Origin of the sequence: Streptomyces coeruleoprunus, from assembly GCF_039542925.1 — a bacterium.
GTDB lineage: Bacteria > Actinomycetota > Actinomycetes > Streptomycetales > Streptomycetaceae > Streptomyces > Streptomyces coeruleoprunus.
Map to the genome: position 1 here is coordinate 2,182,606 of NZ_BAABIT010000001.1, position 26,216 is coordinate 2,208,821.

Annotated in this window: 13 protein-coding genes and 2 pseudogenes; 6 read left to right on the top strand and 9 right to left on the bottom strand. The window is 73.2% G+C overall.

Annotated elements, in window-relative coordinates; all coding sequences use genetic code 11:
• The first annotated feature begins 11 nt into the window (after positions 1 to 11).
• The 6 genes from ABEB09_RS09275 to rfbB all read left to right on the top strand — a co-directional run bounded on the left by ABEB09_RS09275 (position 12) and on the right by rfbB (position 5,976).
• Entirely contained in the window at positions 12 to 950 is a 939-nt protein-coding gene (locus tag ABEB09_RS09275) for a coiled-coil domain-containing protein (RefSeq protein WP_345688975.1), read from the top strand.
• A 137-nt stretch (positions 951 to 1,087) separates the two neighbouring features.
• Entirely contained in the window at positions 1,088 to 2,044 is a 957-nt protein-coding gene (locus ABEB09_RS09280) for an ABC transporter ATP-binding protein (protein WP_345688977.1), read from the top strand.
• 3 nt (positions 2,045 to 2,047) lie between these two features.
• Positions 2,048 to 2,827 (top strand): ABC transporter permease, encoded by a 780-nt coding sequence (locus ABEB09_RS09285; protein ID WP_345688979.1) that lies wholly within the window; start codon positions 2,048 to 2,050, stop codon positions 2,825 to 2,827.
• 148 nt (positions 2,828 to 2,975) lie between these two features.
• A complete protein-coding gene (locus tag ABEB09_RS09290) occupies positions 2,976 to 4,085 on the top strand; it encodes an ABC transporter ATP-binding protein (RefSeq protein WP_345688981.1) in 1,110 nt (369 codons plus the stop codon).
• Entirely contained in the window at positions 4,082 to 4,912 is an 831-nt protein-coding gene (locus ABEB09_RS09295) for an ABC transporter permease (RefSeq protein ID WP_345688983.1), read from the top strand. The genes ABEB09_RS09290 and ABEB09_RS09295 overlap by 4 nt, the downstream gene beginning before the upstream one ends.
• Before the next feature lie 80 nt (positions 4,913 to 4,992).
• Positions 4,993 to 5,976, top strand: a complete 984-nt coding sequence (gene rfbB, locus ABEB09_RS09300) for a dTDP-glucose 4,6-dehydratase (protein WP_345688985.1) — start codon at positions 4,993 to 4,995, stop codon at positions 5,974 to 5,976.
• Positions 5,977 to 6,036: 60 nt separating this feature from the next.
• Here the strand turns inward: rfbB and ABEB09_RS09305 are convergent, their stop codons facing one another.
• From ABEB09_RS09305 to ABEB09_RS34940, 9 genes and pseudogenes are all read right to left on the bottom strand, one after another.
• Entirely contained in the window at positions 6,037 to 7,440 is a 1,404-nt protein-coding gene (locus ABEB09_RS09305) for an NDP-hexose 2,3-dehydratase family protein (RefSeq protein WP_345688987.1), read from the bottom strand.
• Positions 7,437 to 8,441, bottom strand: a complete 1,005-nt coding sequence (locus ABEB09_RS09310) for an NAD-dependent epimerase/dehydratase family protein (RefSeq protein ID WP_345688989.1) — start codon at positions 8,439 to 8,441, stop codon at positions 7,437 to 7,439. Before ABEB09_RS09310 ends, ABEB09_RS09305 begins: the two co-directional genes overlap by 4 nt.
• Positions 8,432 to 9,034: a dTDP-4-dehydrorhamnose 3,5-epimerase family protein gene (locus ABEB09_RS09315; RefSeq protein ID WP_345688991.1), complete on the bottom strand. Its 603-nt coding sequence runs from the start codon at positions 9,032 to 9,034 to the stop codon at positions 8,432 to 8,434. The genes ABEB09_RS09310 and ABEB09_RS09315 overlap by 10 nt, the downstream gene beginning before the upstream one ends.
• A gap of 26 nt (positions 9,035 to 9,060) precedes the next feature.
• On the bottom strand, positions 9,061 to 10,185 hold the full coding sequence (locus tag ABEB09_RS09320) for a DegT/DnrJ/EryC1/StrS family aminotransferase (protein WP_345688993.1): 1,125 nt from the start codon (positions 10,183 to 10,185) through the stop codon (positions 9,061 to 9,063).
• A 77-nt stretch (positions 10,186 to 10,262) separates the two neighbouring features.
• On the bottom strand, positions 10,263 to 11,186 hold the full coding sequence (rfbA, locus tag ABEB09_RS09325; protein WP_345688996.1) for a glucose-1-phosphate thymidylyltransferase RfbA: 924 nt from the start codon (positions 11,184 to 11,186) through the stop codon (positions 10,263 to 10,265).
• A gap of 108 nt (positions 11,187 to 11,294) precedes the next feature.
• Complete coding sequence (locus ABEB09_RS09330) at positions 11,295 to 12,575, bottom strand: activator-dependent family glycosyltransferase (RefSeq protein WP_345688998.1); 1,281 nt, start codon at positions 12,573 to 12,575, stop codon at positions 11,295 to 11,297.
• Between the two features lie 34 nt (positions 12,576 to 12,609).
• Positions 12,610 to 18,150 (bottom strand): annotated as a pseudogene (locus ABEB09_RS09335) (type I polyketide synthase); the annotation flags it as partial.
• Between the two features lie 26 nt (positions 18,151 to 18,176).
• Positions 18,177 to 25,802, bottom strand: coding sequence for an SDR family NAD(P)-dependent oxidoreductase (locus ABEB09_RS09340; protein WP_425580063.1), 7,626 nt, complete (start codon positions 25,800 to 25,802; stop codon positions 18,177 to 18,179).
• A pseudogene (locus tag ABEB09_RS34940) lies at positions 25,803 to 26,186 on the bottom strand (polyketide synthase dehydratase domain-containing protein); the annotation flags it as partial.
• Positions 26,187 to 26,216 lie beyond the last annotated feature (30 nt).

Here is a 26,216-nt window from a genome sequence, read left to right on the forward strand (position 1 = left end):
ACAGGAACCCCATGAGCGACACTTCCTCCCCCTTCGGCTTCGAGCTCGTGCGGCGTGGTTACGACCGCGGTCAGGTGGACGACCGCATTACCAAGCTCGTCGCCGACCGTGACAGTGCTCTGGCCCGAATCACTGCTCTGGAAAAGCGCATCGAGGAGCTCCACCTCGAAACGCAGAACGCCCAGGCCCAGGTGACCGACGCGGAGCCGTCGTACGCCGGTCTCGGTGCCCGCGTCGAGAAGATCCTCCGTCTTGCCGAGGAGGAGGCGAAGGACCTGCGCGAGGAGGCCCGTCGCGCCGCCGAACAGCACCGCGAGCTGGCCGAGTCGGCCGCCCAGCAGGTGCGCAACGACGCCGAGGCGTTCGCCGCCGAGCGCAAGGCGAAGGCCGAGGACGAGGGCGTCCGGATCGTCGAGAAGGCGCAGGGCGAGGCGAACTCGCTGCGGGCCGAGGCGCAGAAGGACGCGCAGTCCAAGCGCGAGGAGGCCGACGCGCTCTTCGAGGAGACCCGCGCGAAGGCCGCCCAGGCCGCCGCCGACTTCGAGACCAACCTCGCCAAGCGCCGCGAGCAGTCCGAGCGCGACCTGGCCTCGCGTCAGGCGAAGGCCGAGAAGCGCCTCGCCGAGATCGAGCACCGCGCCGAGCAGCTGCGCCTGGAGGCCGAGAAGCTGCGTACGGACGCGGAGCGCCGTGCCCGCCAGACGGTGGAGACCGCGCAGCGCCAGGCCGAGGACATCGTGGCCGACGCGAACGCCAAGGCGGACCGTATCCGCAGCGAATCCGAGCGCGAGCTGGCGGCGCTGACGAACCGTCGCGACTCCATCAACGCGCAGCTGACCAACGTCCGCGAGATGCTGGCCACGCTGACCGGTGCCGCGGTCGCCGCCGCGGGCGTCCCGGGCGACGACGAGCCGGTCAGCCGCGGGGTTCCGGCCCAGCAGACCCGCTGAAGCCGGTGCGCGGGCGCGCCGCGGTCCTGTTCCCCCGTGAGGACCGCGCCGACGCGTCCGGGCGCTGAACCGGAGGCTCCACATGGCCCCCTGCCATTCCGGTGGCGGGGGGCTTTGTGCGCCCGTAGCGTGGGCGCATGATCGAGCTGGAGGGTCTCACCAAGCGGTTCGGGACGAAGACGGCGGTCGACCATCTCACGTTCACGGTGCGTCCCGGGGTGGTGACGGGGTTCCTCGGTCCTAACGGCGCCGGCAAGTCGACGACGATGCGCATGATGCTGGGCCTGGACCATCCGACGAGCGGCACGGTCCGGATCGACGGCCGGCACTACCGCGAGCTGCACGAGCCGCTGAAGCACATCGGGGCGCTGCTCGACGCCAAGGCGATGCACGGCGGCCGCAGCGCGTACCACAATCTTCTCTGTCTGGCGCAGGCCAACCGGATCCCGGAGCGCAGGGTGACGGAGGTGCTCGACACGGTCGGGCTCGCGCAGGTGGCGCGGAAGAAGTCGAAGAACTTCTCCATGGGTATGGGCCAGCGACTGGGAATCGCCGCGGCGTTGTTGGGCGATCCGGACATTCTTATGTTCGACGAACCCGTCAATGGTCTGGACCCCGAGGGAATTCACTGGATCCGCAATCTGATGAGGACTCTCGCGACCGAAGGCCGGACGATCTTCGTTTCGAGTCATCTGATGAGTGAAATGGCGCTGACGGCGGACCACTTGATCGTGATCGGCCAGGGGAAGCTGCTCGCGGACACCTCCATGGCGGATTTCATCCACCGGAACTCGCGCAGCTATGTACGGCTGCGTTCGCCGCAGCGGGAGCTGGTCCTGGACGTGCTGGCGCGCGGCGGATTCACGGAGATCCGGGATCAGGACGGGGTCCTGGAGATCGACGGGGCGTCGACGGAGCAGATCGGCGAGCTGGCCGCCGAGCACCGGATCGTGCTGCACGAGCTGAGCGCCCAGCGGGCCTCGCTGGAGGAGGCGTTCATGCGGATGACCGCCGCGGCGGTCGAGTACCACGCGCAGCCGCAGGAGCCGGCCGCGGATGCGCCCCGGTGGGGCGCCGGCGTGAAGGGGGCCTGAACGATGGCATCGGTGGCGGCGGTCCTCCAGTCCGAGTGGACCAAGATCCGTACGGTCTCGTCGACGGTCTGGACGCTGGCGAGCGCGCTGGTCGTCACGGTCGCGCTGGGTGCGGCGCTGAGCGCGCTGATGAGGTCGGCGTTCGACGATCTGCGGCCCGCCGAGCGGCTGGCCTTCGACCCGACGGTGATCAGCTTCTCCGGGATGCTCCTGGGGCAGCTGGCGATGGTGGTGTTCGGCGTGCTGGTGGTCGGCACGGAGTACAGCTCCGGGATGATCCGTACGTCGCTGGCGGCGGTGCCGCAGCGGGCCACGTTCCTGTCCGGGAAGATCGCGGTGGCGAGCGGTCTCGCGCTGGTGGTGGGGCAGGCGACGAGCTTCCTCTCCTTCTTCGTGGGGCAGGCGCTGCTGGGCGAGCACCGGACGACGATCGGCGCCGACAACGTGCTGCGGGCGGTGATCGGCGGCGGGCTGTACATGGCGCTCATGGCGGTGTTCTCGATGGGCGTGGCGGCGATGCTGCGCTCGTCGATGCTGTCGCTGGGGATCCTGGTGCCGTTCTTCTTCCTGGTGTCGCAGATCCTGTCGGCGGTGCCGAAGGCCAAGGAGGTGGCCCACTACTTCCCGGACCAGGCGGGTTCCGCGGTCATGCAGGTGGTCCCGGCGGCGCTGGGCCGCGAGGACGCCCCGTACGGGCCGTGGGGCGGCCTCGGGATCATGCTGCTGTGGGTGGTGGCGGCGCTGGTCGGCGGCTACGTGGTCCTCAAGCGCCGGGACGCGTGACCGGGCCGAGGGTTCTCGGGGCTGCGGGCGGAGCGCGTAGGGTTTCGGACGGCGGTGGAACCGTCAACGGCTCGAAGCGCTCTTACCTCCTACGGGAAGCCACGCTCCCCGCCGAACGAAACGACCGACCTGTCGATAGGGCTGAAGAATGATCGAGGCAGTCGGCCTGACCAAGCGCTACGGCGCCAAGACCGCCGTGGACGACCTCTCCTTCCAGGTGCGGCCCGGTGTCGTGACCGGTTTCCTGGGCCCCAACGGCTCGGGCAAGTCGACCACGATGCGCATGATCCTCGGGCTGGACCGGCCCACCGCGGGCCATGTCACGATCAGCGGCCACTCCTTCCGGCAGCTGCCGAACGCGCCGCGCCACGTCGGCGCGCTGCTCGACGCGCGCGCCGTGCACGGGGGCCGTACCGCCCGGAACCACCTGCTGGCCCTCGCCCAGCTCGCCGGCATCCCGGCCCGCCGGGTCGACGAGGTCCTGGGCGTCGTCGGCCTCCAGGACGTGGCGCGCAAGCGGTCCAAGGGGTTCTCGCTCGGCATGGGCCAGCGGCTCGGCATCGCGGCCGCGCTGCTCGGCGACCCGCAGGTGCTGCTCTTCGACGAGCCGGTCAACGGTCTGGACCCGGAGGGCATCCTCTGGGTGCGGAACCTGATGAAGGCGCTGGCCGCCGAGGGCCGTACGGTCTTCGTCTCCTCGCACCTGATGAGCGAGATGGCCCTCACGGCCGACCACCTCATCGTGATCGGCCGGGGCCGGCTGCTCGCCGACATGAGCGTCAAGGACTTCATCGCGGCCAACTCCGCCGGCTTCGCCCGGGTGCGCACGCCGGAGCCGGAGCCGGAGCAGCGCGAGAAGCTGACCGCCGCGCTGACCGAGGCGGGCGGCTTCGTGCTGTCCGAGCGGGACGGGGCCCTGCGGGTCACCGGTCTGCCGCTGCCGCGGATCAGCGACCTGGCGCACGAGGCGGGCGTACGGCTGTGGGAGCTGTCCCCGCACCAGGCGTCGCTGGAGGAGGCGTACATGCGGATGACGCAGTCCGCCGTCGACTACCGCTCGACCGACGACGAGCGCGCCGGGCTGATGGAGGAGGTGCCCGCGGGCCTCGCCCCGGCCGGGCCGGTCGTTCCCGCCGTGCCGCAGGAGGGCTGGTACGTCCCGCCGCCGCCACGACCCGCCGCCCCGTCCGACGCCGCGCCGTCGGACGCCGAGTCCGCCGACGCCGCCGCCACCCGCTCCACCGAGGACGCCCGATGAGCACGACGACCCCCTACACCTCCCCCATCCCCGTCCGGCGCGCCCACCTCGGGGACGCGCTCGCCTCCGAGTGGACCAAGATCCGCTCCCTGCGGTCCACGATGTGGACGCTCGGCGTGATGATCGTGGTCGTGACCGGTATCGGTGCCCTGCTCGCGCTCGCGGTCGCCGCCGTCGACAACGGCGGCGAGTACAGCGCGCGGCAGGGCTCCGTCCTGGAACTGGGCATGGTCGGCATGCTGCTCGGCTCGGTCTGCGTGATCACCCTGGGTGTGCTGACGATCACCTCCGAGCACAGCACCGGCATGATCCGTACGACGCTGACGGCGTGCCCGAGCCGGGGGCGGGTCCTCGCGGCGAAGTCGATCGTCTTCTTCCTGCTGGTCTTCTCGCTCACGACCGCGGTCGGGGGGCTGGTCGCCCTGGCGCAGACCGCCATCATCGGCACGTCCGGCGCGGCGACGGCTGAGCACTGGTTCCGCGCGACGGTCGGCGTGGGCGTGTTCATGGCGCTGCTGGGGCTGTTCTCGCTGGCGGTCGGCGCGGTGCTGCGGCACTCGGCCGGGGCGATCACGACGATGATCGGCCTGGTGCTGCTGCCGTTCGTGCTGGCGCTCTCGCTCTACGGGGAGTCGCTGGCGACGCTGCGCGAGACGCTGATCGAGTACTCCATCCCGAGCCTGATGGCGGTGCTCTACAGCGGCGGCTCGGCCGACCCCACCGGCGTCGGGGTGCCCTCGGGGTGGCAGCCGCTGTGGATCCTCCTGGGCGTGACGGCCGTCGCCCTCGGCGGCGCGTACGTGTCGCTCGCGCGACGGGACGTGTAAGTCGAGTGGGCCGGGAATTCTCCTCGGGGAATTCCCGGCAGCTCTGTGCTCCGGACGATCATTCCTCTAAACTCTGAGAAATGCGTATTCTTGTGACCGGCGGAGCCGGCTTCATCGGCTCGGAGTTCGTGCGTCGAGCATTGATGGGTTCACTCGCCTTCACCCCTTCCCATGTCACGGTGCTGGACAAGCTGACATATTCGGGAGTCCTGGCCAACCTCGACGGGGTGGCGGAGCTTCCCGGCTTTTCGTTCGTGCGCGGCGACATCTGCGACGCGGCCCTCGTGGACGAGGTGATGGCGGGGCAGGACGCGGTGGTGCACTTCGCCGCCGAGTCCCACGTGGACCGTTCCATCGACGCCGCCGAGCCGTTCGTGACGACCAACGTCCTGGGCACGCAGGTGCTGCTGGACGCCGCGCGGCGGCATGGGGTCGGGCGGTTCCTGCACGTCTCGACCGACGAGGTGTACGGCTCGATCAGCGAGGGCTCGTGGGCGGTGGGGCAGCCGCTGGCACCGAACTCGCCGTACGCCGCGTCCAAGGCCGCGTCCGATCTCATGGTGCTGGCGCAGCACCGCACGCACGGAATGGACGCGGTGATCACGCGCTGTTCCAACAACTACGGACCGCACCAGTTCCCTGAAAAGGTTATTCCGCTTTTCGCCACCCGACTGCTCGAAGGAAAGTCGATCCCGCTTTACGGAGACGGGTCGAATGTCCGGGACTGGCTCCATGTCACGGACCACTGCCGGGGAATAGCACTGGCCCTGATCCATGGCCGGGCGGGGCAGGTTTACCACCTGGGCGGCGGCCGGGAAATGAGCAACAAGGAACTCGCCGGAAAACTTCTGGAGGCATTCGGCGCCGACTGGAGTTCGGTGGAGCCGGTCGCCGACCGGAAGGGGCACGACCTGCGCTACTCGCTGGACATCAGTGCAAGCCGCGAGGAGCTGGGCTACGAGCCGCTGGTGCCGTTCGAGGAGGGACTCGCGGACACCATCGCGTGGTACCGGTCGAACACCGCCTGGTGGCAGCCCCTGCTCGGGGCCGCAGCGGTCGGCTGACGGCAGGAGGCGGAACGGGGTGTCGCCCGTCCCCCCACGGGCGACGGGCGACACTCCGGATCACAGCCTGGCCGCGCCCGTGTTGATGCACGCCAGGAGGGTCCGGGCCTGCACGTTCAGGTAGTGGCCGTGGGCGGACAGGGAGTTCAGCTGCTCCGGTGTCGCCCACTGGTAGCCGGGGCCGGGGTCGAGGGCGGCGGTCTGCTCGTCGGCCTCGACGAACATGTAGCGGATCCGCGCGTTGAGGAACCTGCCTCCCTCCTCCGACTGGACGGCTTCGTACCGGACCGCGCCCCGGTCGCGGGCCGACAGGACCGTGTCGAGGAACGGTGGACGCTCCTGCGCCGCCATGTGCTGCCAGTTCTCGGGCGTGGCCTGAACCGTGGGGGCCAGTTCCACCGTGTCCAGGAAGCCCGCCTCCACCTTCGCGTGGACGAGCAGATGCGGGACGCCCTCGACGACGCGGTACAGGAACGCGGCGATCCCCGTGCCGCACGGCTCGAAGAGGGGCTGGGACCAGCCGGTGACCTCCCGGCTGCCGGCCTCCACGGCGACGCCCGCCACGCGGAAGTAGCGGCCGTCGGGCCGCCCGAGGCCCTGGGCGTCGTGCTCCCAACCATCGACCTCGGACAGGGGTATCAGGCGTACCGACACGTCGTGGCGGGACCGCTCGGCCGTGAACCAGGACAGCAGCTCGGTGTCGGAGCGCAGCGCCCGCGCCTCCCCGGGCCCGGTCATCGGGAAGCAGGAGATGACCGTACGGGCGTCCATGTTGACGATGTCGTCCTGGCGGAGCAGCTCCCCGATCTGCCCCAGGGTCAGCCAGCAGAAGTCGGGGTGGTCCGGCACCTCGCCGTCGGTCTCGACGAGGATGTTGCGGTTCGCCTTGCGGTAGAACCAGGAGCCGTGCTCGGACTGGAGGGAGTCGCTCAGCACGCGGGCGCGGTCCCGGTCGGTGAAGTACTCCAGATAGGTGACGCCCGAGCCCTGGTGGACGCGCTGGTAGTTGCTGCGCGTGGCCTGGACGGTCGGTGAGATCTGGAGCAGGTTGCAGTTGCCCGGTTCCATCTTCGCCTGCATCAGGAAGTGCAGGACCCCGTCGAACTCCTTGGCGAGTATGCCGAGGATGCCGACCTCCGGCTGGTGGATGATCGGCTGGCTCCAGCTGGGTATGGGGCCCTCCCCGACGTCGGCTGACAGGCCGACGACGGAGAAGAACTTGCCGCTCCGGTGGCGCAGGTCCCCGGTGCCGGGCCGGAACGACCAGCCGTCCAGGTGGTCGAGGGGCACCCGCTCCACCCGGAAGTGGTGGGCGCGGGCCCGCCCGGCCAGCCAGTCGGCGACCTCGTCGGTACGGAGGTGGCTGCCGCGGCCCGTGACGGCGGCGGACCGGGCGAGCCTGTCCGGCAGGTCCTGCGCCACCCGCGGCCGCAGCAGCGCGGGCGCCGCGCTCGGGGGCGTCACGACGCCGTCCGTTCCCGCTCGTCGGCGAGGAACGCGACCGTACGGGCCAGGGCGTCACCGAGCGGCGTGAGCGGGCTCCAGCCGGTCGCCCGGCGGAAGGCCGAGGGGTCGACGGCGATGTCGGCGAAGTCGCCGGCGTCCGCGTGGGACGGCGGCTCCACGGACACCACGGGCACCGGAGGTTTGCCGGTGCGCTCCGCGACCAGGGCGGCGACCCGGGTGAACACCTCGCCCAGGGGCCGCGCGACTCCCGTGCCCACGATCCAGTGGCGCCCGGCGAGCGCCTCACCGTGGTCGATCGCGGCGGCGACGGCCCGGGCGACGTCCTCGACGTACACGAGGTCGCGACGGACGGTCCCGTCGTGCCACATGGTGATCGGCTCTCCGCTCAGCGCCCTGCGCGTCATCGCCGAGATCACGCCCCGGTCGTTGGCCGTGGAGTGCGGGCCGTATCCGAAGACCGTGGGCAGCCGCAGGGAGGTACCGAGCAGGACGCCATGGCCGTGGGCCGCGAGCAGCAGCTGCTCGGCGGCCAGCTTCTGCCGGTCGTACGCGCCGACGGGCCGGTCGGCCTCCGTGCCGTCCAGGGTGCGTCCCCCGCAGGGGCCTGCCTGGCCGACCGTACCGGTGAACACCACCGTGGGCCGGGCGCTGCCGGGGCCGCGGTCGGCGAGGGCCGCGACGAGGTCGCGGACCAGCCCGACGTTGACGCGCTCGGCTTCGGTGTCGCCGTCCTCGATGCGCCACGTGGACGTGGCCGCGCTGTAGAGGACGGCGGGGACGACGACGTCGGCGTCCGCCAGGGCGGCCGCCATCTCGCCGGGCGCGGTGAGGTCCGCCGAGCGGACCTCCACATCGGCGCGGGCGTCGGCCGGGACCGGGGCGGGCCTCCGGGAGACGGCCCGGATCCGGACCGGCCGGCCGGCCAGTTCCCGCAGCACGGCGGAGCCGATGAAGCCGGTCGCGCCGAGCAGCGCGACCAGCGGTGGCTTCACCCCCACAGCGCCGCCTCCACCTTCTTGCAGTCCTCGTAGGTGGGGAGCATGCCGCGCTCCCTGGCCTCGGCCAGGGTGGGACCGACGCTGTCGCGCTCGGACTGGGCGAAGTCGTAGCCGTCGGGCAGGTCCAGGCCGAGTTCCGGGTCGAACGGGGTGATCGCGTACTCGTTCTCGGGGATGTAGCCGCCGGCCATCACGTACACGACCATCGAGTGGTCCTCCAGGGCGAGGAACGCGTGCCCCACGCCGTCGGGGACGTACAGGGCCTTGCACGTGTCGCCGCTCAGCCGGGTGGTCACGGACCGCCCGAACGTCGGGGACCCGATGCGCAGGTCGATCAGGTAGTCCTGCACCGAACCGTGCGGGCAGTACACGTACTTGGCGCGACCGGGCGGGGTCTTGGTGAAGTGCACACCGCGCAGCACCCCCCGGGCCGAGACGTTGTGGCTGATGTCGCGCACGGGGAAGATCGTGTGGCCCACGGCGCCGGTGAACGCGGCGTCCTGGTACGGCGACGAGAACAGGCCCCGGTGGTCCTTGTAGACGGGCGGCGTGAACGCGAAGACGCCCTCGATGTCCAGGCTCTGTGCCTGCATGGTGGTTCTTCCTTTCGGCGGTGCGGTCAGAGGGCGGCCAGGACGTCGCGCAGTGCGCTGATCGTCCGCTCCTGGACGGACTCGGGCAGCGACGGGTACATGGGCAGGGAGAAGATCTCACCGGCGAGCTTCTCGGTGACGGGCAGCGACCCCTCGCCCCAGCCCAGGTGGGCGAAGCCGGACATGGTGTGCACGGGCCACGGATAGCTGATGTTGAGCGAGATGTCGTGCGCCTTGAGCGCCTCGATGATCTCGTCGCGGCGGGGGTGGCGGACGACGTAGACGTAGTAGACGTGCGTGTTGCCCTCGTTGGTGGCCGGCAGCTGGAGGCCGCCGGGGCCGGTGAGGTCGCCCAGGCCCTCCTCGTAGCGGCGGGCGACGGCGTTGCGGCCCTCGATGTAGGAGTCGAGGCGGGCGAGCTTGGTGCGGAGGATCTCGGCCTGCACCTCGTCCAGCCGGGAGTTGTGGCCCGGCGAGCGGACCACGTAGTAGACCTTCTCCATCCCGTAGTAGCGCAGTTGGCGCATGGCGCGGTCGGTCTCCTCGTCGGCGGTGATGACCGCTCCGCCGTCGCCGTAGGCGCCCAGGACCTTGGTGGGGTAGAAGGAGAACGCGGCGGCGTCGCCCATGGTGCCGGCGAGCCGGCCGTGGTGGCGGGCGCCGTGGGCCTGGGCGCAGTCCTCCAGGATCTTCAGGCCGTGCCGGTCCGCGATCTCCCGCAGGGGCTCCATGTCGACGCACTGGCCGTACAGGTGGACCGGCAGGATGACCTTGGTGCGCGGGGTGATGGCGGCCTCGACCTGGTCGGTGTCCATGAGGAAGTCCTCCTCGCGGACGTCCACGAAGACGGGGGTCGCACCCGCGCCGACGATGGCGATGACGGTCGGTGCCGCCGTGTTGGACACGGTGATGACCTCGTCGCCGGGGCCGACTCCGAGCGCTTCCAGGGCGAGCTTCAGGGCGTTGGTCCCGTTGTCGACGCCGGTGCAGTGCTGACCGGCGCCGTGGTAGCGGGCGAACTCCTCCTCGAAGCCCTGGACGCTCTCACCGAGCACGAGGCGGCCCGAGGCGAAGACCTTCTCGACGGCTCCGAGAATGTCCGCCTTCTCCTTCTCGTACTCCGGCAGATAGTCCCAGACATAGGTGGTCACGGGGTGCTCCTCGTGTTCGTGGGTGTGCGTGCCCGGGCAACCGTCGGCCGGGGCTGGGGAGTCGGGGAGTGCGGGGGTCACCGGACCGCCCCCACGGCGGGCAGCGGACGCCGGCCGGTCTCCTCCTGGGGGCCGTAGGGCCGTTCCAGCAGATCCAGGAGGTAGGCGCCGTAGCCGCTCTTGACCAGACGCTGCGCCAGAGTGCGCAGTTGGGCGTCGTCGATGAGGCCCATTCGCCATGCGACTTCTTCGACGCAGCCTATCTTGAAACCCTGACGCTGCTCCACCACCCTTACGTATTCCGAAGCCTGGACCAGCGCTTCGAAAGTTCCGGTGTCGAGCCATGCCGCCCCACGGTCGAGGACGGACACACGGAGTTGCCCCCGGCGCAGATAGGTTTCGTTGACGGCTGTTATCTCCAGTTCCCCGCGGGCACTCGGCCGCAGTTCCCTGGCGATCTCGACGACGTCCTGATCGTAGAAATACAGACCCGGTACGGCATAACGGGACCTGGGCTGTGCGGGCTTCTCCTCCAGGGACACCGCACGGCCGTGCTCGTCGAATTCCACGACCCCGAGCTGGGAGGGGTCGGCGACCGGGTAGGCGAAGATGCGTGCGCCGGTCAGGCCCTTGTTCTCGGCCAGCTTGGTGCCCAGTCCGTTGCCGTGGAAGATGTTGTCGCCGAGGATCAGCGCCACCGGCTGGTCGCCGATGAAGCGCTCCCCGAGCAACAGTGCCTGGGCGATTCCTTCCGGGCGGTCCTGTACCGCGTAATACAGGTCCATTCCCCACTGGCGGCCGTCACCGAGAAGCCGCTGGAACTGTTCCTGGTCCCGCTGGGTGGTGATGACCAGCACTTCGGTGACCCCGGCCATCATCAGGGTGGACAGCGGGTAATAGACCATCGGTTTGTCGTAGACCGGAATCAGTTGTTTCGAGACGGTCAGGGTGAGCGGCCACAGCCGTGATCCCGTACCGCCCGCGAGCAGAATTCCTCGCATGACACCCATCCCCCGTTTCCGACGTGTGCCGTTGCTGTTGGTGGTGGTTTCGGGCGTGGACCGGTCCGTCCGGTCGTGCCCTCTGTCGTCCGCCGGTGTGCCGCGGGCTCACCATCCCGGGTCCTGGTGCTCGAGGGTGAGCTTCTCGAGCGACGACACCACGGCGGCGGGCGACGGGTCGGCCTCCATGTCCCGGCGGAGCCGTTCGGCGCCGTCCGCGAAGGACGGTTCGTCCAGGAGCCGCCGCAGGTTCTCCCGCAGGGCGTCCGAGGTGAGCTCGCGGGGGTGGACCACGAGGCCGGCGCCCAGTTCGGCGGTGCGCCGGGCCCGGTAGAAGTCGTCCCACACGGACGGGAACACCAGCTGCGGTACCCCCGCGGCGCAGGCCGTCGACCAGGTGCCCGCCCCGCCGTGGTGGGCGATGGCCGAGCACGTCGGCAGGAGCGCGTGCAGGGGCACGAAGTCCACGGGCCGCACGTTGTCCGGCAGGTTCGGGACCTGCTCCCGCTGAGCGGCGTTGAGAGTGGCGACGATCTCCGCGTCGAGGTCGGCGAGCGCGTCGAACAGTGTCGTCAGCGGCACGCCCAGGAACGCGGCGCCGTCCCGGCCGGTGATGCCGAGGGTGAGGCAGATCCGGGGCCGGGCGGGCGGCTCCCGCAGCCAGTCGGGCACCACCGCCGTGCCGTTGTACGGGACGTACCGCATCGGCACGGTGTGTCCGTCGAGCGGCAGCCGGACGCCCGCGGGCATCTGGTCGATGGTCCACTGGCCGCGCAGCATCCGCTCGTCGTAGCCCAGCCCGTAGCGGTCGAGCAGTCCGCCGAGCCACTCCGCGGCCGGGTCGTGGCGCTGCCCGGCCGGCCGGTCGGCGAGTTCGCGCAGGAAGGACTGGCGCTGGTCGAGGAAGAGGTCGGCACCCCACAGCAGCCGGGCGTGGGCGGCACCCACGGCTTCCGCGGCGATGGCCCCCGCCGGTGTGAACGGCTCCCAGATCACCAGGTCGGGCCGCCAGGAGCGGGCGAACGCCACCAGGTCGTCGACCATGGACGGATTGTTGGCCGGCTTCAGGAAGCGTTCCGTGAGCTCGGCGTTGACGGCCTTCAGGACCTCCCAGTGGTGGACCTCCGGCCGGGCGGGGTCGAGGTCCAGCAGGGCGTCCCAGCCGCCGTCCCCGTCGGTGCCGTCCCCATCGGCACCGGCCATCGCCTCGTGCCAGCCGTGGTCGTCGCCGACGGGTACGGCGGTGAGTCCGGCCGCGGTGATGGTGCGGGTGAGCGCGGGCTGGCTGGCGACGCGGACCTCGTGGCCGGCGGAGCGCAGGGCCCAGGCGAGCGGGACCTGCCCCAGGAAGTGGGCGTCCAGGGCGAACGAGGTGAAGATGACGCGCACGGCGGTCCTCACTCCTCTCTGTGCGTGCGGCGGGTCAGGCCGTACCGATCTCGGTGTCGATCAGGGCGAACATCTCGTCGTCGCTGGCGGTCTCCAGGGTTTCCCTGGCGTGCTCCGCCGCGCCGGCCGACGGCTCGCCGTCCTGGCGCCACTTGGCGAGCAGGGTCTGGAGCCGTGCGGTGAGCGCGGCCCGCTCGTCGCCGCCGATCTCCGCCGCGGCGAACGCCTCGTCGAGCCGTTCGAGTTCGCCCATGAGCGCCGCGGACGGGCCGGGAGCCTCGCCGAGGAGGGTGGAGCGGAGGGAGGCGAGCAGCGCGGCGGGCGTCGGGTGCTCGAAGACCAGCGTGGTGGGGAGGCGCAGACCGGTCGCGGTGGTCAGCCGGTTCCGCAGCTCCACCGCGGTCAGGGAGTCGAACCCGAGGTCCTTGAAGGGCCGTGCGGGGTCCGGGAGCGTACCGGGGGCGTGGCCGAGGACGCCGCCGATCTCGCCGTACACCACGTCGGCGAGGGCCTGTTCGCGGCGGGTGGGCGGCAGTTGGGCCAGCCGCTCGGCGAGGCCGCCGCCCTCCGGCCCGGCGGTGGCCGCCGCGTCCGGGCGGCGGGCGGGTCCGGTGGCGAGGCCGCGCAGGACGGGCGGCAGGGAGTCGCCGTCCCGCAGGGCCCGGGGGTCGAGCCGGACGGGCACCTGGACGGCGTCGTCGGCGAGGAGGGCCGCGTCGAACAGGGCGAGCCCCTGGGCGTCGGTGAGGGGCAGCAGCCCGCCACGGGCGAGCCGCGAGCGCCGGACGCCGTCGAGGTGGGCGGTCATGTCGCTCTCCCGCTCCCACAGGCCCCACGCCAGGGAGGTCGCGGGCCGGCCCGCGCGTCGGCGTGCGGTCGCGAGGGTGTCCAGGAAGGCGTTGGCGGCCGCGTAGTTGCCCTGTCCGAGGCCGCCGACGAGGCCGGCGACGGACGAGAACAGCACGAAGGCGCGCAGGTCGGCGTCCCGGGTGAGCTCGTCCAGGTGCGCGGCGGCCGCGGCCTTGGGCGCGAGGACGGTGTCGATCCGGTCGGGGGTCAGGGCCTGGAGGACGCCGTCGTCGAGGACGCCGGCCGCGTGCACGACCGCGTGCAGCGGGCGCTCCAGGCCGTCCAGGGCGGCGGCCAGGGCTGCGCGGTCGGCCACGTCGCAGGCGACGAAGGCGACCGCGGCGCCCGCGGAGGCCAGCTCGGCGGCGAGTTCGTCGGTCCCGGGAGCGGCGGGCCCGCGGCGTGACAGGAGGGTCAGGTGGCGCACGCCGTGGGTGGTGGCGAGGTGCCGGGCGAGCAGCCGGCCGAGCCCGCCGTTCCCGCCGGTGATCAGCACGGTGCCGTCGGGTCCGGCGAGCGGCGCGTCCTGGGCGGCGCGGGCCTCGTCCCGGCTCGCGGCGCGCCGCAGGCGCAGGGCGTACGGGACGCCGCGGCGGATCAGCACGTTCGGCTCGCCGAGGGCTACGGCGGCGGCGATCAGGTCCGCGTCCGGCTCGTCGGACGGCCCGGTGCCGGCGTCGTCGGACGGCTCCGTGTCGATGAGGACGAACCGCCCCGGGTGCTCCGACTGGGCGGTGCGCACCAGGCCCCAGGCGGCCGCCTGCGCCGGGTCGGTCGCGTCGTCGCCGACGGCGCCACGGGTCACCACGGCCAGGCGGGCGTCGGCGAACCGGGGGTCCGCCGTCCACCCCTGGAGCAGCCCGAGCACCCGGTGGGTGTGGGCGCGCGCCGCCTCCGCCGGGTCGGCGGCGGGGTCGGGCACGAGGCGCACGGCGACGACCGCGGGCGTGCCGTCCTCCGGGACGGCGTCGAGGTCGGGTACGACGAGCACCCGGCCCGCCTGACGCGTGGCCGCCGGGTCGAGCGCGGGCAGCGGCTGCCACACGGGCAGGTACGGCAGCGGGGTTTCGCCGCCGGCGCCGGCGACGGGAGCGGCCGACGCGTCCAGCGGGCGGGCCAGCACGGAGGTCACGGAGGCGACGGGCAGGCCCGCGCCGTCGCAGATGTCGACCGCGAGGGTGTTCTCCCCCGTCCTGGTGAGGCGGACGCGGACGCCGTTCGCGCGTCCGGCGTGGAGGGCGACGCCCGACCACACGAACGGGACCAGCGGGGCCGGTGCCCCGGGCGCGGTGCCGTCCCCCGTGTCGCGGGAAGACGCGTCACCGGCGGCCACGGCGTGCAGCGCCGCGTCGAAGAGCGCGGGGTGCAGGACGAACCCGTCCGGGCTCACCCCGTCGGGGAGCGTCACTTCGGCGAACGTCTCGTCGCCGGCGCGCCAGACCCTGCGCAGTCCGCGGAAGGCGGGGCCGTAGTCGAGGCCGGTGTCGGCGAGGGCGTCGTACAGGCCCTCGGTGTCGATCTCGGGAGCGGCCGGCGGCCACTGGCTCAGGCGGACCGGTTCGGTGGTGCTCCCGCGTACCAGGACGCCGGTGGCGTGCAGGGTCCACGGCACGTCGTCGGGCTCGTCCTCGCCGCGCGAGTGGATCTGGAGGGTGCGGCGCGCCTCGTCGTCGACGCCGCCGATCGTGACGCGGAGCCGGACAGCCCCCTCCTGGGGGACGGTCAGCGGCGCGAGCACGGTCAGCTCCTCGACGACGGGGTGGCCCAGCTCGTCGCCGGCCCGCACCGCGGCCTCGACCAGGGCGGTGCCCGGCACGACGGCCGTGCCGAGGACCAGGTGGTCGGCGAGCCAGGGCTGGGCGTCCAGGGACAGTCGGGACGTGAAGAGGTAGCCGCCCGAGCCGGGCAGGGCGGTGCCCGCGCCGAGGAGGGCGTGGCCCGGTGTGTCGAGGCCCAGTCCCGCCGCGTCGACGCCGACCGGGTCCGGGCCGGCGAGCCAGTAGCGCTGTCGCTGGAAGGCGTACGTCGGCAGGTCGACGCGGGCGCGGTCCGCGCCCAGCACGGCCGTCCAGTCCGGTTCGACGCCGTGCGCGTGGGCGGTCGCGAGCGAGGTCAGGAAGCGGTCGGCGCCGCCCAGGTCGCGGCGGAGCGTGCCGAGCACGGCGGCGTCGGCGCCTGCCGCGTCCGCGGTGTCCTGGAGGGCCATGGTGAGGACCGGGTGCGCGCTGCACTCGATGAACACGCGGTGGCCGTCGGCCAGCAGCGCCTCGCTCGCGGCCGTGAACTCGACCCGCCGGCGGAGGTTGTCGTACCAGTAGTCCGCCGTCAGGTCGGGCTCGTCGAGGAGACCGCCGGTGAGGCTGGAGTAGTAGGGCACGACGGGCGGCTGGGGGCGTATCCCGTCCAGTTCCTTCAGCAGCCGGTCGCGCAGCGACTCGACGTGCGCGCTGTGGGACGCGTAGTCGACGGGGACGCGGCGGGCGCGTACGCCCTGCCCCTCGCACGCGGCGAGCAGTTCCTCGACCGCGTCGGCGTCACCGGCGACCGTCGTGCCGTTGGGGCCGTTGCACGCGGCGACGGTGAGCCGGTCGCCCCAGGGCGCGATGAGGGCGGTGGCGTCCTCGGGGGACCGCGGCACGGACACCATGCCGCCGAGCCCGGCGAGGGTGGTGGCGATGGCCCGGCTGCGCAGCGCGACGACGCGGGCGGCGTCGTCGAGGGTGAGCACACCCGCGACGTGGGCGGCGGCGATCTCGCCCTGGGAGTGCCCGACCACAGCGGCGGGTTCGACCCCGTGGGCACGCCACAGGGCCGCGAGGGACACCATGACGGAGAACAGGGCGGGCTGGACGACGTCGCAGCGCCGCAGGGCATCCTCGTCGTCGAGGACGTCGAGCAGGTTCCAGTCGGTGTGCGGGGCGAGCGCGTCGGCGCACCGCCGCATCGACGCGGCGAACTCGGGCGACGCGGCCATCAGGGCACGGCCCATGCCGACCCACTGGCTGCCCTGCCCGGGGAAGACGAACACCACGCCGCCCTCGGTGACCCGTCCCGTGACGGCGGCGTCGGTGGCCGAGCCGTCGGCGAGGGCCGCGACGGCGGCGGTCAGCGCGTCGCGGTCGGTGCCGACCGCGACGGCACGGTGCTCGTGCGCGGTACGGGTACGGGCCAGGGACCAGCCGATGTCGGCCGGGGCGTGATCCGTCCCGGCGAGGAAGTCCAGCAGCCGGGCGGCCTGGGCTCGGAGCGCGGCCGGGTCGGCGGCGGACAGCGGCCACAGCAGGGGTGCGGCGGCCGCCGCGGGCTCGTCCGCGGTGACGGAGGGTGCGGGCACGGGGGCCGGGCCCGGCTCGGGGTGTACGTCGTCGGGTGCCTGTTCCAGGATCACGTGGGCGTTGGTGCCGCTGACCCCGAAGGCCGAGACGCCCGCGCGGCGGGGGCGGTCGCTGTCGGGCCACGCCACCGGCTCGGTCAACAGCCGCACGTCGCCGGCCGACCAGTCCACCTGGGGTGTCGGCTCCTCGACGTGCAGGGTCCTGGGCAGCACGCCGTGGTGCATGGCCTGCACCATCTTGATGATTCCGCCGACGCCGGCGGCGGCCTGGGAGTGGCCGATGTTGGACTTCAGCGAGCCCAGCCACAGAGGCCGTTCGCGGTCCTGTCCGTAGGTCGCGAGCAGCGCCTGTGCCTCGATCGGATCGCCGAGGCGGGTGCCGGTGCCGTGTGCCTCGACGGCGTCCACGTCGGTGACCGACAGGCCGGCGTCGGCGAGCGCGTCGCGGATGACCCGCTGCTGCGACGGCCCGTTGGGGGCGGTGAGTCCGTTGGACGCGCCGTCCTGGTTGAGGGCCGAGCCGCGGATCACCGCCAGCACGGGGTGGCCGTTGCGCACGGCGTCGGAGAGCCGTTCCAGCAGCACCACGCCGACGCCTTCGGCCCAGCCGGTGCCGTCGGCCGTGGCCGAGAAGGACTTGCAGCGGCCGTCCGGGGCGAGCGCCCGCTGCCTGCTGAACTCGATGAACAGCGACGGCGTGGACATCACGGTGGCGCCGCCCGCCAGGGCCAGCGTGCTTTCGCCGCGGCGCAGCGACTGGGCCGCGAGGTGGACCGCCACGAGCGACGACGAGCAGGCGGTGTCGACGGTGACGGCCGGGCCCTCCAGGCCGAGCGTGTACGACACGCGGCCGGAGGTCACGCTGCCGAGGCTGCCGTTGCCGAGGTAGCCCTCGTACTCGCCGGCACCGCCCGGGGCCATCAGCTGCCGCATGCCGTACGTGCTCGCCATGATCCCGGCGAACACGCCGGTGCGGCTGCCGCGCAGCGACCGCGGGTCGATCCTGGCGCGCTCGATCGCCTCCCAGGACGACTCGAGGAGCAGTCGCTGCTGCGGGTCCATCGTCGTGGCTTCGCGCGGCGAGATCCCGAAGAAGGCGGGGTCGAAGTCCGCCACGCCGGTGAGGAACCCGGCGCCCCTGGCGTAGGTCCGGCCCTTGCTGTCGGGGTCGTCGTCGAAGAGACCGGCGAGGTCCCACCCCCGGTCGTCCGGGAACGGGCCTATGGCGTCGGCGCCGTCGGCGACGAGCCGCCACAGGTCCTCGGGGCTGCTGATGCCGCCCGGGTAGCGGCAGCTCATCCCGATGATCGCGATCGGTTCGCGGGCCGCCGCCGCGAGTTCACGGTTCTCCTCGCGGAGCCGCTCGGCCTCCTTGAGCGACGCCCGCAGCGCTTCCACGATCCGGCTGTCGGAGCTTGTCAATGTTCCATCCTCTTCAGCGACAGGGCGTCAGGCGTCGTGCCCGAGGGCCAGGGCCACCAGGTCGTCGGCGTCCATGGCGTCGATCTGGTCGTCGGTGGTGCGGGGACCGGTCTCGTCCGGCGTGCCGACGCCGGAGCCGCCGCCGGGCTCGGCGGGGGTGCCGGCCGCGGGCCGGCCGGCGAGTTCGAGCAGGCGGTCCAGGATTCCGGCCTCCCGCAGCCGCTCCAGCGGTATCCCGGCGAGCGCCTCGCGTACGTCGGACTCGGCGACCGGCCGGGCTCGGCCGGTTCGAGCCGGCCGAGCAGGTACTCGGCGACGGCCCGCGGACTGGGGTGGTCGAAGACGAGGCTCGCGGGAAGCCTCAGCCCGGTGGCCGCGTCGAGCCGGTTGCGCAGCTCGACGGCGGTCAGCGAGTCGAAGCCCAGGTCCTTGAAGTCCCGCCCGGCCTTCACCGCGTCCCTGCCGGTGTGCCCGAGGACGGCCGCCGTCTCGGCGATGACCGCCGTGACGGCCGCCTGGGCGCGCTGCGCGGCCGGGAGCGTCCGCAGACGCCGGGCGAGCGCCGGTTCGCTGCCCTGCGACCGGCCCTGCCCGGCCGCCGCACGGCGGGTGCGGGCGGGGGCGAGGCCGCGCAGCTGGGCGGGCAGCGTGCCGTCGTCGGCGCGCGCCCTCAGCGTGGACCGGTCGAGGCGGACCGCGGCGAGGACCGGCTCGTCGGAGGCGGCCGCTTCGTCGAACAGGGCGAGCCCCTGTGCGGTCGGCAGCGGGAGGACGCCCGAGCCGGACATGCGCCGCCGGTCCTGCGCGGCCAGCCCGGCGGTCATCCCGCTGGACTCCTCCCACAGGCCCCACGCCACGGACGTGGCGGGCAGCCCGGCGGCGCGCCGCCGCTCGGCGAGGGCGTCCAGGAACGCGTTGGCCGCGGCGTAGTTGCCCTGGCCGGGCGTGCCGAGGACCCCCGCGATCGACGAGAACAGCACGAACGCGCGCAGGTCGCGGTCGCGGGTCAGCTCGTCGAGGTGGACGGCCGCGTCGGCCTTCGGCCGGAACACGGTGGCGATGTCGTCCGGGGTGAGCGACTCGACGGTCGCGTCGGCGACGACGCCGGCGGCGTGCACGACGCCCGTCACCGGGTGCTCGGCGAGCAGTGCGGCGACGGCCGCCCGGTCGGTGAGGTCCACCGCGACGGCGGTCACCTCCGCCCCGAGTGCCGTCAGCTCGTCGACGAGCGCGGCGGCGCCCGGAGCGTCGGGGCCGCGGCGGCCGGCCAGCACGAGGCGGCGGACGCCGTGGGCCGTGACGAGGTGCCGTGCCACCAGCCCGCCGAGGGTGCCGGTGCCGCCGGTGACGAGCACGCTGTCGCCCCATTCGGGAGCGGCGCTCGCGCCGCTGCGGGCACGGACCAGCCGTTGCGCCAGCACCGTCCCTCCGCGCAGGGCGAGCTGGGGCTCGTCGAGCGCCGGCACGCCGGCGAGCGTCGCCGCGTCCGGGGTGACCGCGTCCGGGTCGAGGTCCAGCAGGAGGAACCGGCCCGGGTGTTCGGCCTGCGCCGACCGTACGAGGCCGCGCGCCGCGGCAGCGGTCAGCCGGTCCGGGCCGTCGGCGACGTACGGGTCGAGGACCGCGCCGCGCGTCAGGAAGACCAGCTTGGCGTCCGTGTACCGGCCGTCGGTGAGCCAGCTGCGGACCGTCTCCAGCGTACGGACGGTCGCCTCGCGGGCGTCACCGGACGCGGGCAGGGGCACGCACACGACGGCGGGGAGTGCCCCGCCGGCGTCCAGGGCGGCGCCGAGCGCCGTCAGGTCGGGGAAGCGTGCCACCGCGTCCCCCAGCCCCTCGGTCACGCCCAGCGGGTCGTCGCCCGCGACGGCCCAGCCGCCGGCCTCGGAAGCACCGCCGGGAACGGCGACCTCGACCCACTCGGGGCGGTACAGGTGCTCGGGCGTCCGGGCCCGGGTGCCGGCGAGGGGCCGTACGAGCAGCGAGTCGACGGTGAGCACGGGGTCCCCGTCGGGGTCCGTGGCGAGCAGGGAGAAGGTGTCCGTGCCGGTCCGCGTGACCCGTACCCGTAGTGCGGCGGCCTCCCGGGCGTGCAGGGTGACGCCGCTCCACGTGAAGGGCAGCTTCGGTTCGGCCGTGTCGCCCGCCAGCGCCGCGGAGTGGACGGCGGCGTCGAACAGGGCGGGGTGGAGGGCGAAGCCGGTGATGTCCGGCCCGGTCTCGGGCTCGATCTCGGTGAACACCTCGTCCCCGCTCCGCCAGGCGGCGCGGATGCCGCGGAACAGCGGCCCGTAGCGCAGGCCGGCCTCCGCCAGCCGCTCGTACAGGCCGGTGACGTCGACGGCTTCGCTGCCGGCGGGCGGCCAGGTGACCAGCTGCCCGGCGTCCGCGTCCGACGGGTCGGGGGCGAGGAGGCCCTCCGCGTGCAGGGTCCACTCCCCCAGCGCGTCGGTGCGGGCGTGGACGGCGACGGGGAACCGCCCGTCGTCGTCGGCGGCGTCGAGCGAGATCTGGAGTTGCAGGTCGCCGTCCTCGGGCAGGACGACAGGAGCGGTGATCGTCAGCTCCTGGAGGGTGCCGCAGCCGACCTCGTCGCCCGCTCGCAGTACGCACTCGACGAGTGCCGCTCCCGGTACGGGCACGGCTCCGGCGACGACGTGCTCGGCGAGCCACGGGTGCGTACGGGCCGACAGTCGCGCGGTGAATACCTGGCCGCCGGTTCCGGCAAGTGGCACCGCGGCACCGAGCATGGCGTGTCCGGTGCTCTCGAGTCCGGCGGAGCGGACGTCGGTGGTGCGGGTCGTGGCGGGTTCCAGCCAGTACCGCTCACGCTGGAACGGATACGTCGGCAGGTCGACCCCAGTCGCGCCGGTCCCTTCGAACAGCGGCCGCCAGTCCACCGGGACACCGGCCGTGAACAACCGGCCCAGCGCCGTCAGCAACGCACTCTCCTCGTCCCGGCCCTTGCGCAGCACCGGCACCGCCGACGCCTCCGGAACGATCCGCCCCACCAGACCCGACAACACCCCGTCCGGACCCAGCTCCAGGAACGTGTCCACCCCCGCCTCCGCCAACGCCCCCACACCATCGGCGAACCGGACCGCCTCACGCACATGCCGCACCCAATAACCCGGATCCCGCACCAGATCACCGGACGCCAGCCGCCCCGTCACGTTCGACACCAACGCAATCCCCGGCTCGTGGAACTCAAGCCCCTCCACCACCCGACGGAACTCCGCCAGCATCGGCTCCATCAACGGCGAATGGAACGCATGCGAAACCCGCAACCGCGTCGCCTTGCGCCCCTCAAGACGAGCGACGACAGCAGCAACCTCCTCCTCCACACCGGCGACCACCACCGCACCCGGACCGTTCACCGCCGCGACCGACACCCCCGGCGTCAACAACGGCAACACCTCGGACTCCTCAGCCCCCACCGCCACCATCGCCCCACCCTCGGGCAACGCCTCCATCAACCGCGCACGCGCCGACACCAACGCACACGCATCCTCCAGCGACAACACCCCCGCCACATGCGCCGCCGCCACCTCACCGATCGAATGACCCCCCACCACCTCAACCCGCACACCCAGCCACTCCACCAACCGGAACAACGCAACCTCCACCGCGAACAACGCAGGCTGCGCCCAACCCGTCCGGTTCAACACCCCCTCATCCGCACCCCACACCACCTCACGCAACCCATCGAAGTGCTCCACCACCTCATCAAACGCACGCGCGAACACCCCGAACCGCGCATACAACCCACGCCCCATCCCCAACCGCTGAGCACCCTGACCCGAGAACAACACCCCCACCCGGCCCACACCACCGGCAACACCCCGCGCAACCTCCACCACACCACCATCGGACGCCAAAACCACCGCCCGATGCCCGAACACCGAACAACCCAACAACGACCAACCCACATCCACCCGCGAACCCACAACCGACCCCACACCGGCCAGCCGCGCCTCCAACGCACCCTCCGACCGCGCCGAAACCACCCACGGAACCACGGCGGCAGGAACCGAACCATCCCGAGTGCCGGCACTCCGGGGAACATCGGTGTTCTGCGGCGCCTGCTCCAGCACGACATGGGCGTTCGTCCCGCTGATCCCGAACGAGGACACCGCGCTGCGCCGCACACGCCCCGCGTCCGGCCACGCCACGTTCTCCGTCACCAGCCGCACCTCACCGGCCGACCAGTCCACATGCGACGACGGCGCGTCCACATGCAACGTCCGCGGCACCACACCCGCACGCATGGCCATCACCATCTTGATGACCCCACCCACACCCGCGGCCGCCTGCGCATGACCGATGTTCGACTTCAACGACCCCAACAGAACCGGCTCCACCCGATCCCGCCCATACGTCGCCAACAACGCCTGCGCCTCGATCGGATCACCCAGCGTCGTCCCCGTCCCATGCCCCTCAACGACATCCACATCCGCCGCCACCAGACCCGCACCCGCCAACGCGTCACGGATCACCCGCTGCTGCGACGGACCGTTCGGCGCCGTCAACCCGTTCGACGCACCGTCGGAGTTGACGGCGCTGCCGCGGACGACGGCCAGGACCCGGCGGCCGTTGCGGACGGCGTCGGACAGGCGCTCCAGCAGCAGCACACCGGCGCCCTCGGCCCAGCCCACGCCGTTGGCGCCCTCGGCGTAGGCCCGGCAGCGCCCGTCCGGGGACAGGCCCCGCTGGCGGGAGAACTCCACGAAGGTCTCGGGCGAGGCGAGCACGGTGACGCCGCCGGCCAGGGCGAGGTCGCACTCGCCCTGCCGCAGCGCCTGCGCGGCCAGGTGCAGCGTGACCAGCGACGACGAACAGGCCGTGTCGACGGTCAGCGTCGGGCCTTCGAAGCCGAAGACGTAGGAGACGCGGCCGGAGGCGACGCTGCCGGCGGTACCGGTGCTCACGTAGCCTTCGAGCTCCTGCGGGACGTGCCCGAGGCGGGAGACGTAGTCGTGGTGCATGAGGCCGGCGAAGACGCCCGTGCGGCTGCCGCGCAGGGACAGCGGGTCGATGCCCGCCCGCTCGAACGCCTCCCACGCGATCTCCAGCAGCAGACGCTGCTGCGGATCGGTGGCCAGGGCCTCCCTCGGGCTCATGCCGAAGAAGGCGGCGTCGAAGTCTCCCGGCGCGTCGAGGAAGCCACCGTGCCGGGCGTACGAGGTGCCGGGCGTCTCCGGATCGTCGGCGAACAGGGAGCCCAGGTCCCAGCCGCGGTCCGTGGGGAACTCGGTGATCGCGTCGGTGCCGTCGTGCACCAGGCGCCACAGGTCCTCGGGGGAGCCGACACCGCCGGGGTAACGGCAGCTCATCGCGACGATCGCGATCGGGTCGTCGTCGGCCGACGCGGGGGCCCTGCGCGGGGCGGGCACGGCGTCCGGGTTCTCCGTGCCGATCAGTCCGTCGAGGATGTGGGCGGCGAGCGCCGCGACGTTCGGGTGGTCGAAGGCCACGGCGGCGGGCAGCCGCAGTCCGGTCGCGGCGGTGAGCCGGTGGCGCAGTTCGACGACCGTGAGCGAGTCGAAGCCGAGTTCCTCGAAGGCGCGGTCCACTTCGGCCTCGCCGATCGGGGAGCGGCCGAGGACGGCCGCCGCCTCGGTGGCGACCAGGTCGCGTACGGTCCTGGCCCGGTCGCCTTCGGGCAGCGCGCGCAGGCGCTGGGCCAGGGACGAGTCACCCGCGTTCGCGGTCCGGCGCACGGGCGTGCGGACGAGTCCGCGCAGGACGGCGGGGACCGTACCGTGCCCGGGGGCGCGCAGGGCGGTGGTGTCGATGCGCGCCGCCACGACGGCCGCCCTGCTGCCGTCGGCGACGGCCGCGTCGAAGAGGGCGAGTCCGTCCTCGGTGGCGAGGGGGGCGATGCCCGACCGGCCGAGCCGCTTGATGTCGGTGTCGGCGAGCGTGGCGGCGAGGCCGCTGTGCTCGGCCCACAGGCCCCAGGCGATCGAGGTGGCCGGCAGCCCCGCGGCGCGCCGTCGCTGCGCCAGGGCGTCCAGGAAGACGTTGGCCGCGGCGTAGTTCGCCTGGCCGGCCCCGCCGAGCGTGCCGGCCACGGACGAGAACACGACGAACGCGTCGAGGGGCGTGCCCTCGGTCAGTTCGTGCAGGTTGACCGCGGCGTCGACCTTGGGGCGCAGGACCGTGTCGACGCGCTCGGGGGTGAGGGTGTCGACGACACTGTCGTCGATGACGCCGGCGCTGTGCACGACCGCGGTCAGCGGATGTGCCGCGGGGATGCCCGCGAGGAGGCCGGCCACCGCGTCGCGGTCCGCGGTGTCGCAGGCCGCGAGGGTGACGTCGGCGCCCAGCTCCTCCAGTTCCGCGAGGAGTTCGGTCGCGCCGGGGGCCGCCGTACCGCGTCGGCCGACCAGCAGCAGGTGCCGGGCGCCGTACGCGGTGACGAGGTGGCGGGTCACGACCCGGCCGAGCGCGCCGGTCGCCCCGGTGACCAGGACGGTGCCCCGCGGGTCGAGACGGACGGGCTCGGCGTCCTGGTGGGGCGCCCTGGCCAGTCGGGGCACGAGGACGACGCCGTCGCGCAGGGCCAGCTGCGGCTCGCCGGTGGCGAGAGCGGCGGCCAGCGACTGCCGCGCGTCGCCCGTGCGAGGGTCGGTACCGGACGGGACGTCGACGAGGAGGAACCGGTCCGGGTGCTCGGTCTGCGCCGAGCGGACCAGCCCCCACAGCGCCGCGTGCGGAAGGTCCCGTACGACGTCGCCGGGGGCGGCCGCCATGGCCCCGCTGGTCACGAACACCAGGCGGGAGGCGGCGAACCGCTCGTCGGACACCCAGTGGCGCAGCAGTGCCAGCGCCCGGTGCGTGACGGTGCGGGTGGCCTCGGCGAGGGGGCCCTCGACGGGCGGGCAGGGCACGAGGACGACGTCCGGTACGGCTCCGGAGGCGGCGAGCGTGTCGAGCTGCGCCCGGTCGGCGGCCTCGCCCGGGGCGGCGGGGTCGCCGTCCACGGCCGGCGCGGGTACGGGACGCCAGTTCACCTCGTACAGAGGCGTGCGTGCGGTTCCGGCGGCGCCGGGCCGCTGACGCGCGTCTCCGCCGCGCAGGACGAGGGACGCGACGGAGGCCACGGGCGCTCCGGTGGGGTCGGCGAGTCGGAGGGAAACCGCGTCGTCGCCGAGGCGCGTCAGCCGCACGCGGAGCCGGGTGGCGCCCGAGGCGGCGAGGCTCACGCCGGTCCAGGAGAACGGCAGGCGAAGGCCCGACGCCGGGTCGTCGGTGTGAGTGGTGTGCAGGGCCGCGTCGAGCAGCGCCGGGTGCAGGCCGAATCCGGCCGTGTCGACGTCGTCCGGGAGGGCGACCTCGGCGAAGACCTCGTCGCCGAGCCGCCAGGCGGCCCGCAGGCCCTGGAAGGCCGGGCCGTAGCCGTAGCCGCGGTCGGAGAGTCCCTCGTACAGGCCGGTCAGGTCGACGGGGGTCGCGTCCGGGGGCGGCCAGGCGGCCAGGGTGAACGCGTCGTCGGCGGGTTCCGGGGTGAGCACGCCCTCGGCGTGCAGGGTCCAGCCGGTGTCGCCTTCCTCGTCCTGCGCGTGGACACCGAACCGGCGGTGGCCGGACGCGTCCGGCGCCTCGACCGTCAGCTGCACGCGCTGGGCGCCCTTCTCGGGGAGCGTCAGCGGGGCGTGCAGGGTGAGTTCGCCGACGGTGGCGCAGCCGACCTCGTCACCCGCCCGTACCGCCAGCTCCACGAGCGCCGCGCCGGGCACGACGGCGTGGCCCTGGACGGTGTGCTGGGCGAGCCAGGGGTGCGTGGCGAGCGAGAGGCGGGAGGTGAAGAGGGTACGCCCGTCGTCGGCCAGTTCCACGGCGGCGGCGAGCAGCGGGTGCCCGGCCGACGCCAGTCCGGCGGAGCGGACGTCGGTGGTGCGGGTCGTGGCGGGTTCCAGCCAGTACCGCTCACGCTGGAACGGATACGTCGGCAGGTCGACCCCAGTCGCGCCGGTCCCTTCGAACAGCGGCCGCCAGTCCACCGGGACACCGGCCGTGAACAACCGGCCAGC

Excerpts from the sequence above, each read along its gene's own strand:
- rfbB (WP_345688985.1), top strand. The coding sequence starts at position 4,993 with ATGCGTATTCTTGTGACCGGCGGAGCCGGCTTCATCGGCTCGGAGTTC.
- ABEB09_RS09295 (WP_345688983.1), top strand. The coding sequence starts at position 4,082 with ATGAGCACGACGACCCCCTACACCTCCCCCATCCCCGTCCGGCGCGCC.
- ABEB09_RS09315 (WP_345688991.1), bottom strand. The coding sequence starts at position 9,034 with ATGCAGGCACAGAGCCTGGACATCGAGGGCGTCTTCGCGTTCACGCCG.
- ABEB09_RS09280 (WP_345688977.1), top strand. The coding sequence starts at position 1,088 with ATGATCGAGCTGGAGGGTCTCACCAAGCGGTTCGGGACGAAGACGGCG.
- ABEB09_RS09290 (WP_345688981.1), top strand. The coding sequence starts at position 2,976 with ATGATCGAGGCAGTCGGCCTGACCAAGCGCTACGGCGCCAAGACCGCC.
- rfbA (WP_345688996.1), bottom strand. The coding sequence starts at position 11,186 with ATGCGAGGAATTCTGCTCGCGGGCGGTACGGGATCACGGCTGTGGCCG.
- ABEB09_RS09285 (WP_345688979.1), top strand. The coding sequence starts at position 2,048 with ATGGCATCGGTGGCGGCGGTCCTCCAGTCCGAGTGGACCAAGATCCGT.
- ABEB09_RS09275 (WP_345688975.1), top strand. The coding sequence starts at position 12 with ATGAGCGACACTTCCTCCCCCTTCGGCTTCGAGCTCGTGCGGCGTGGT.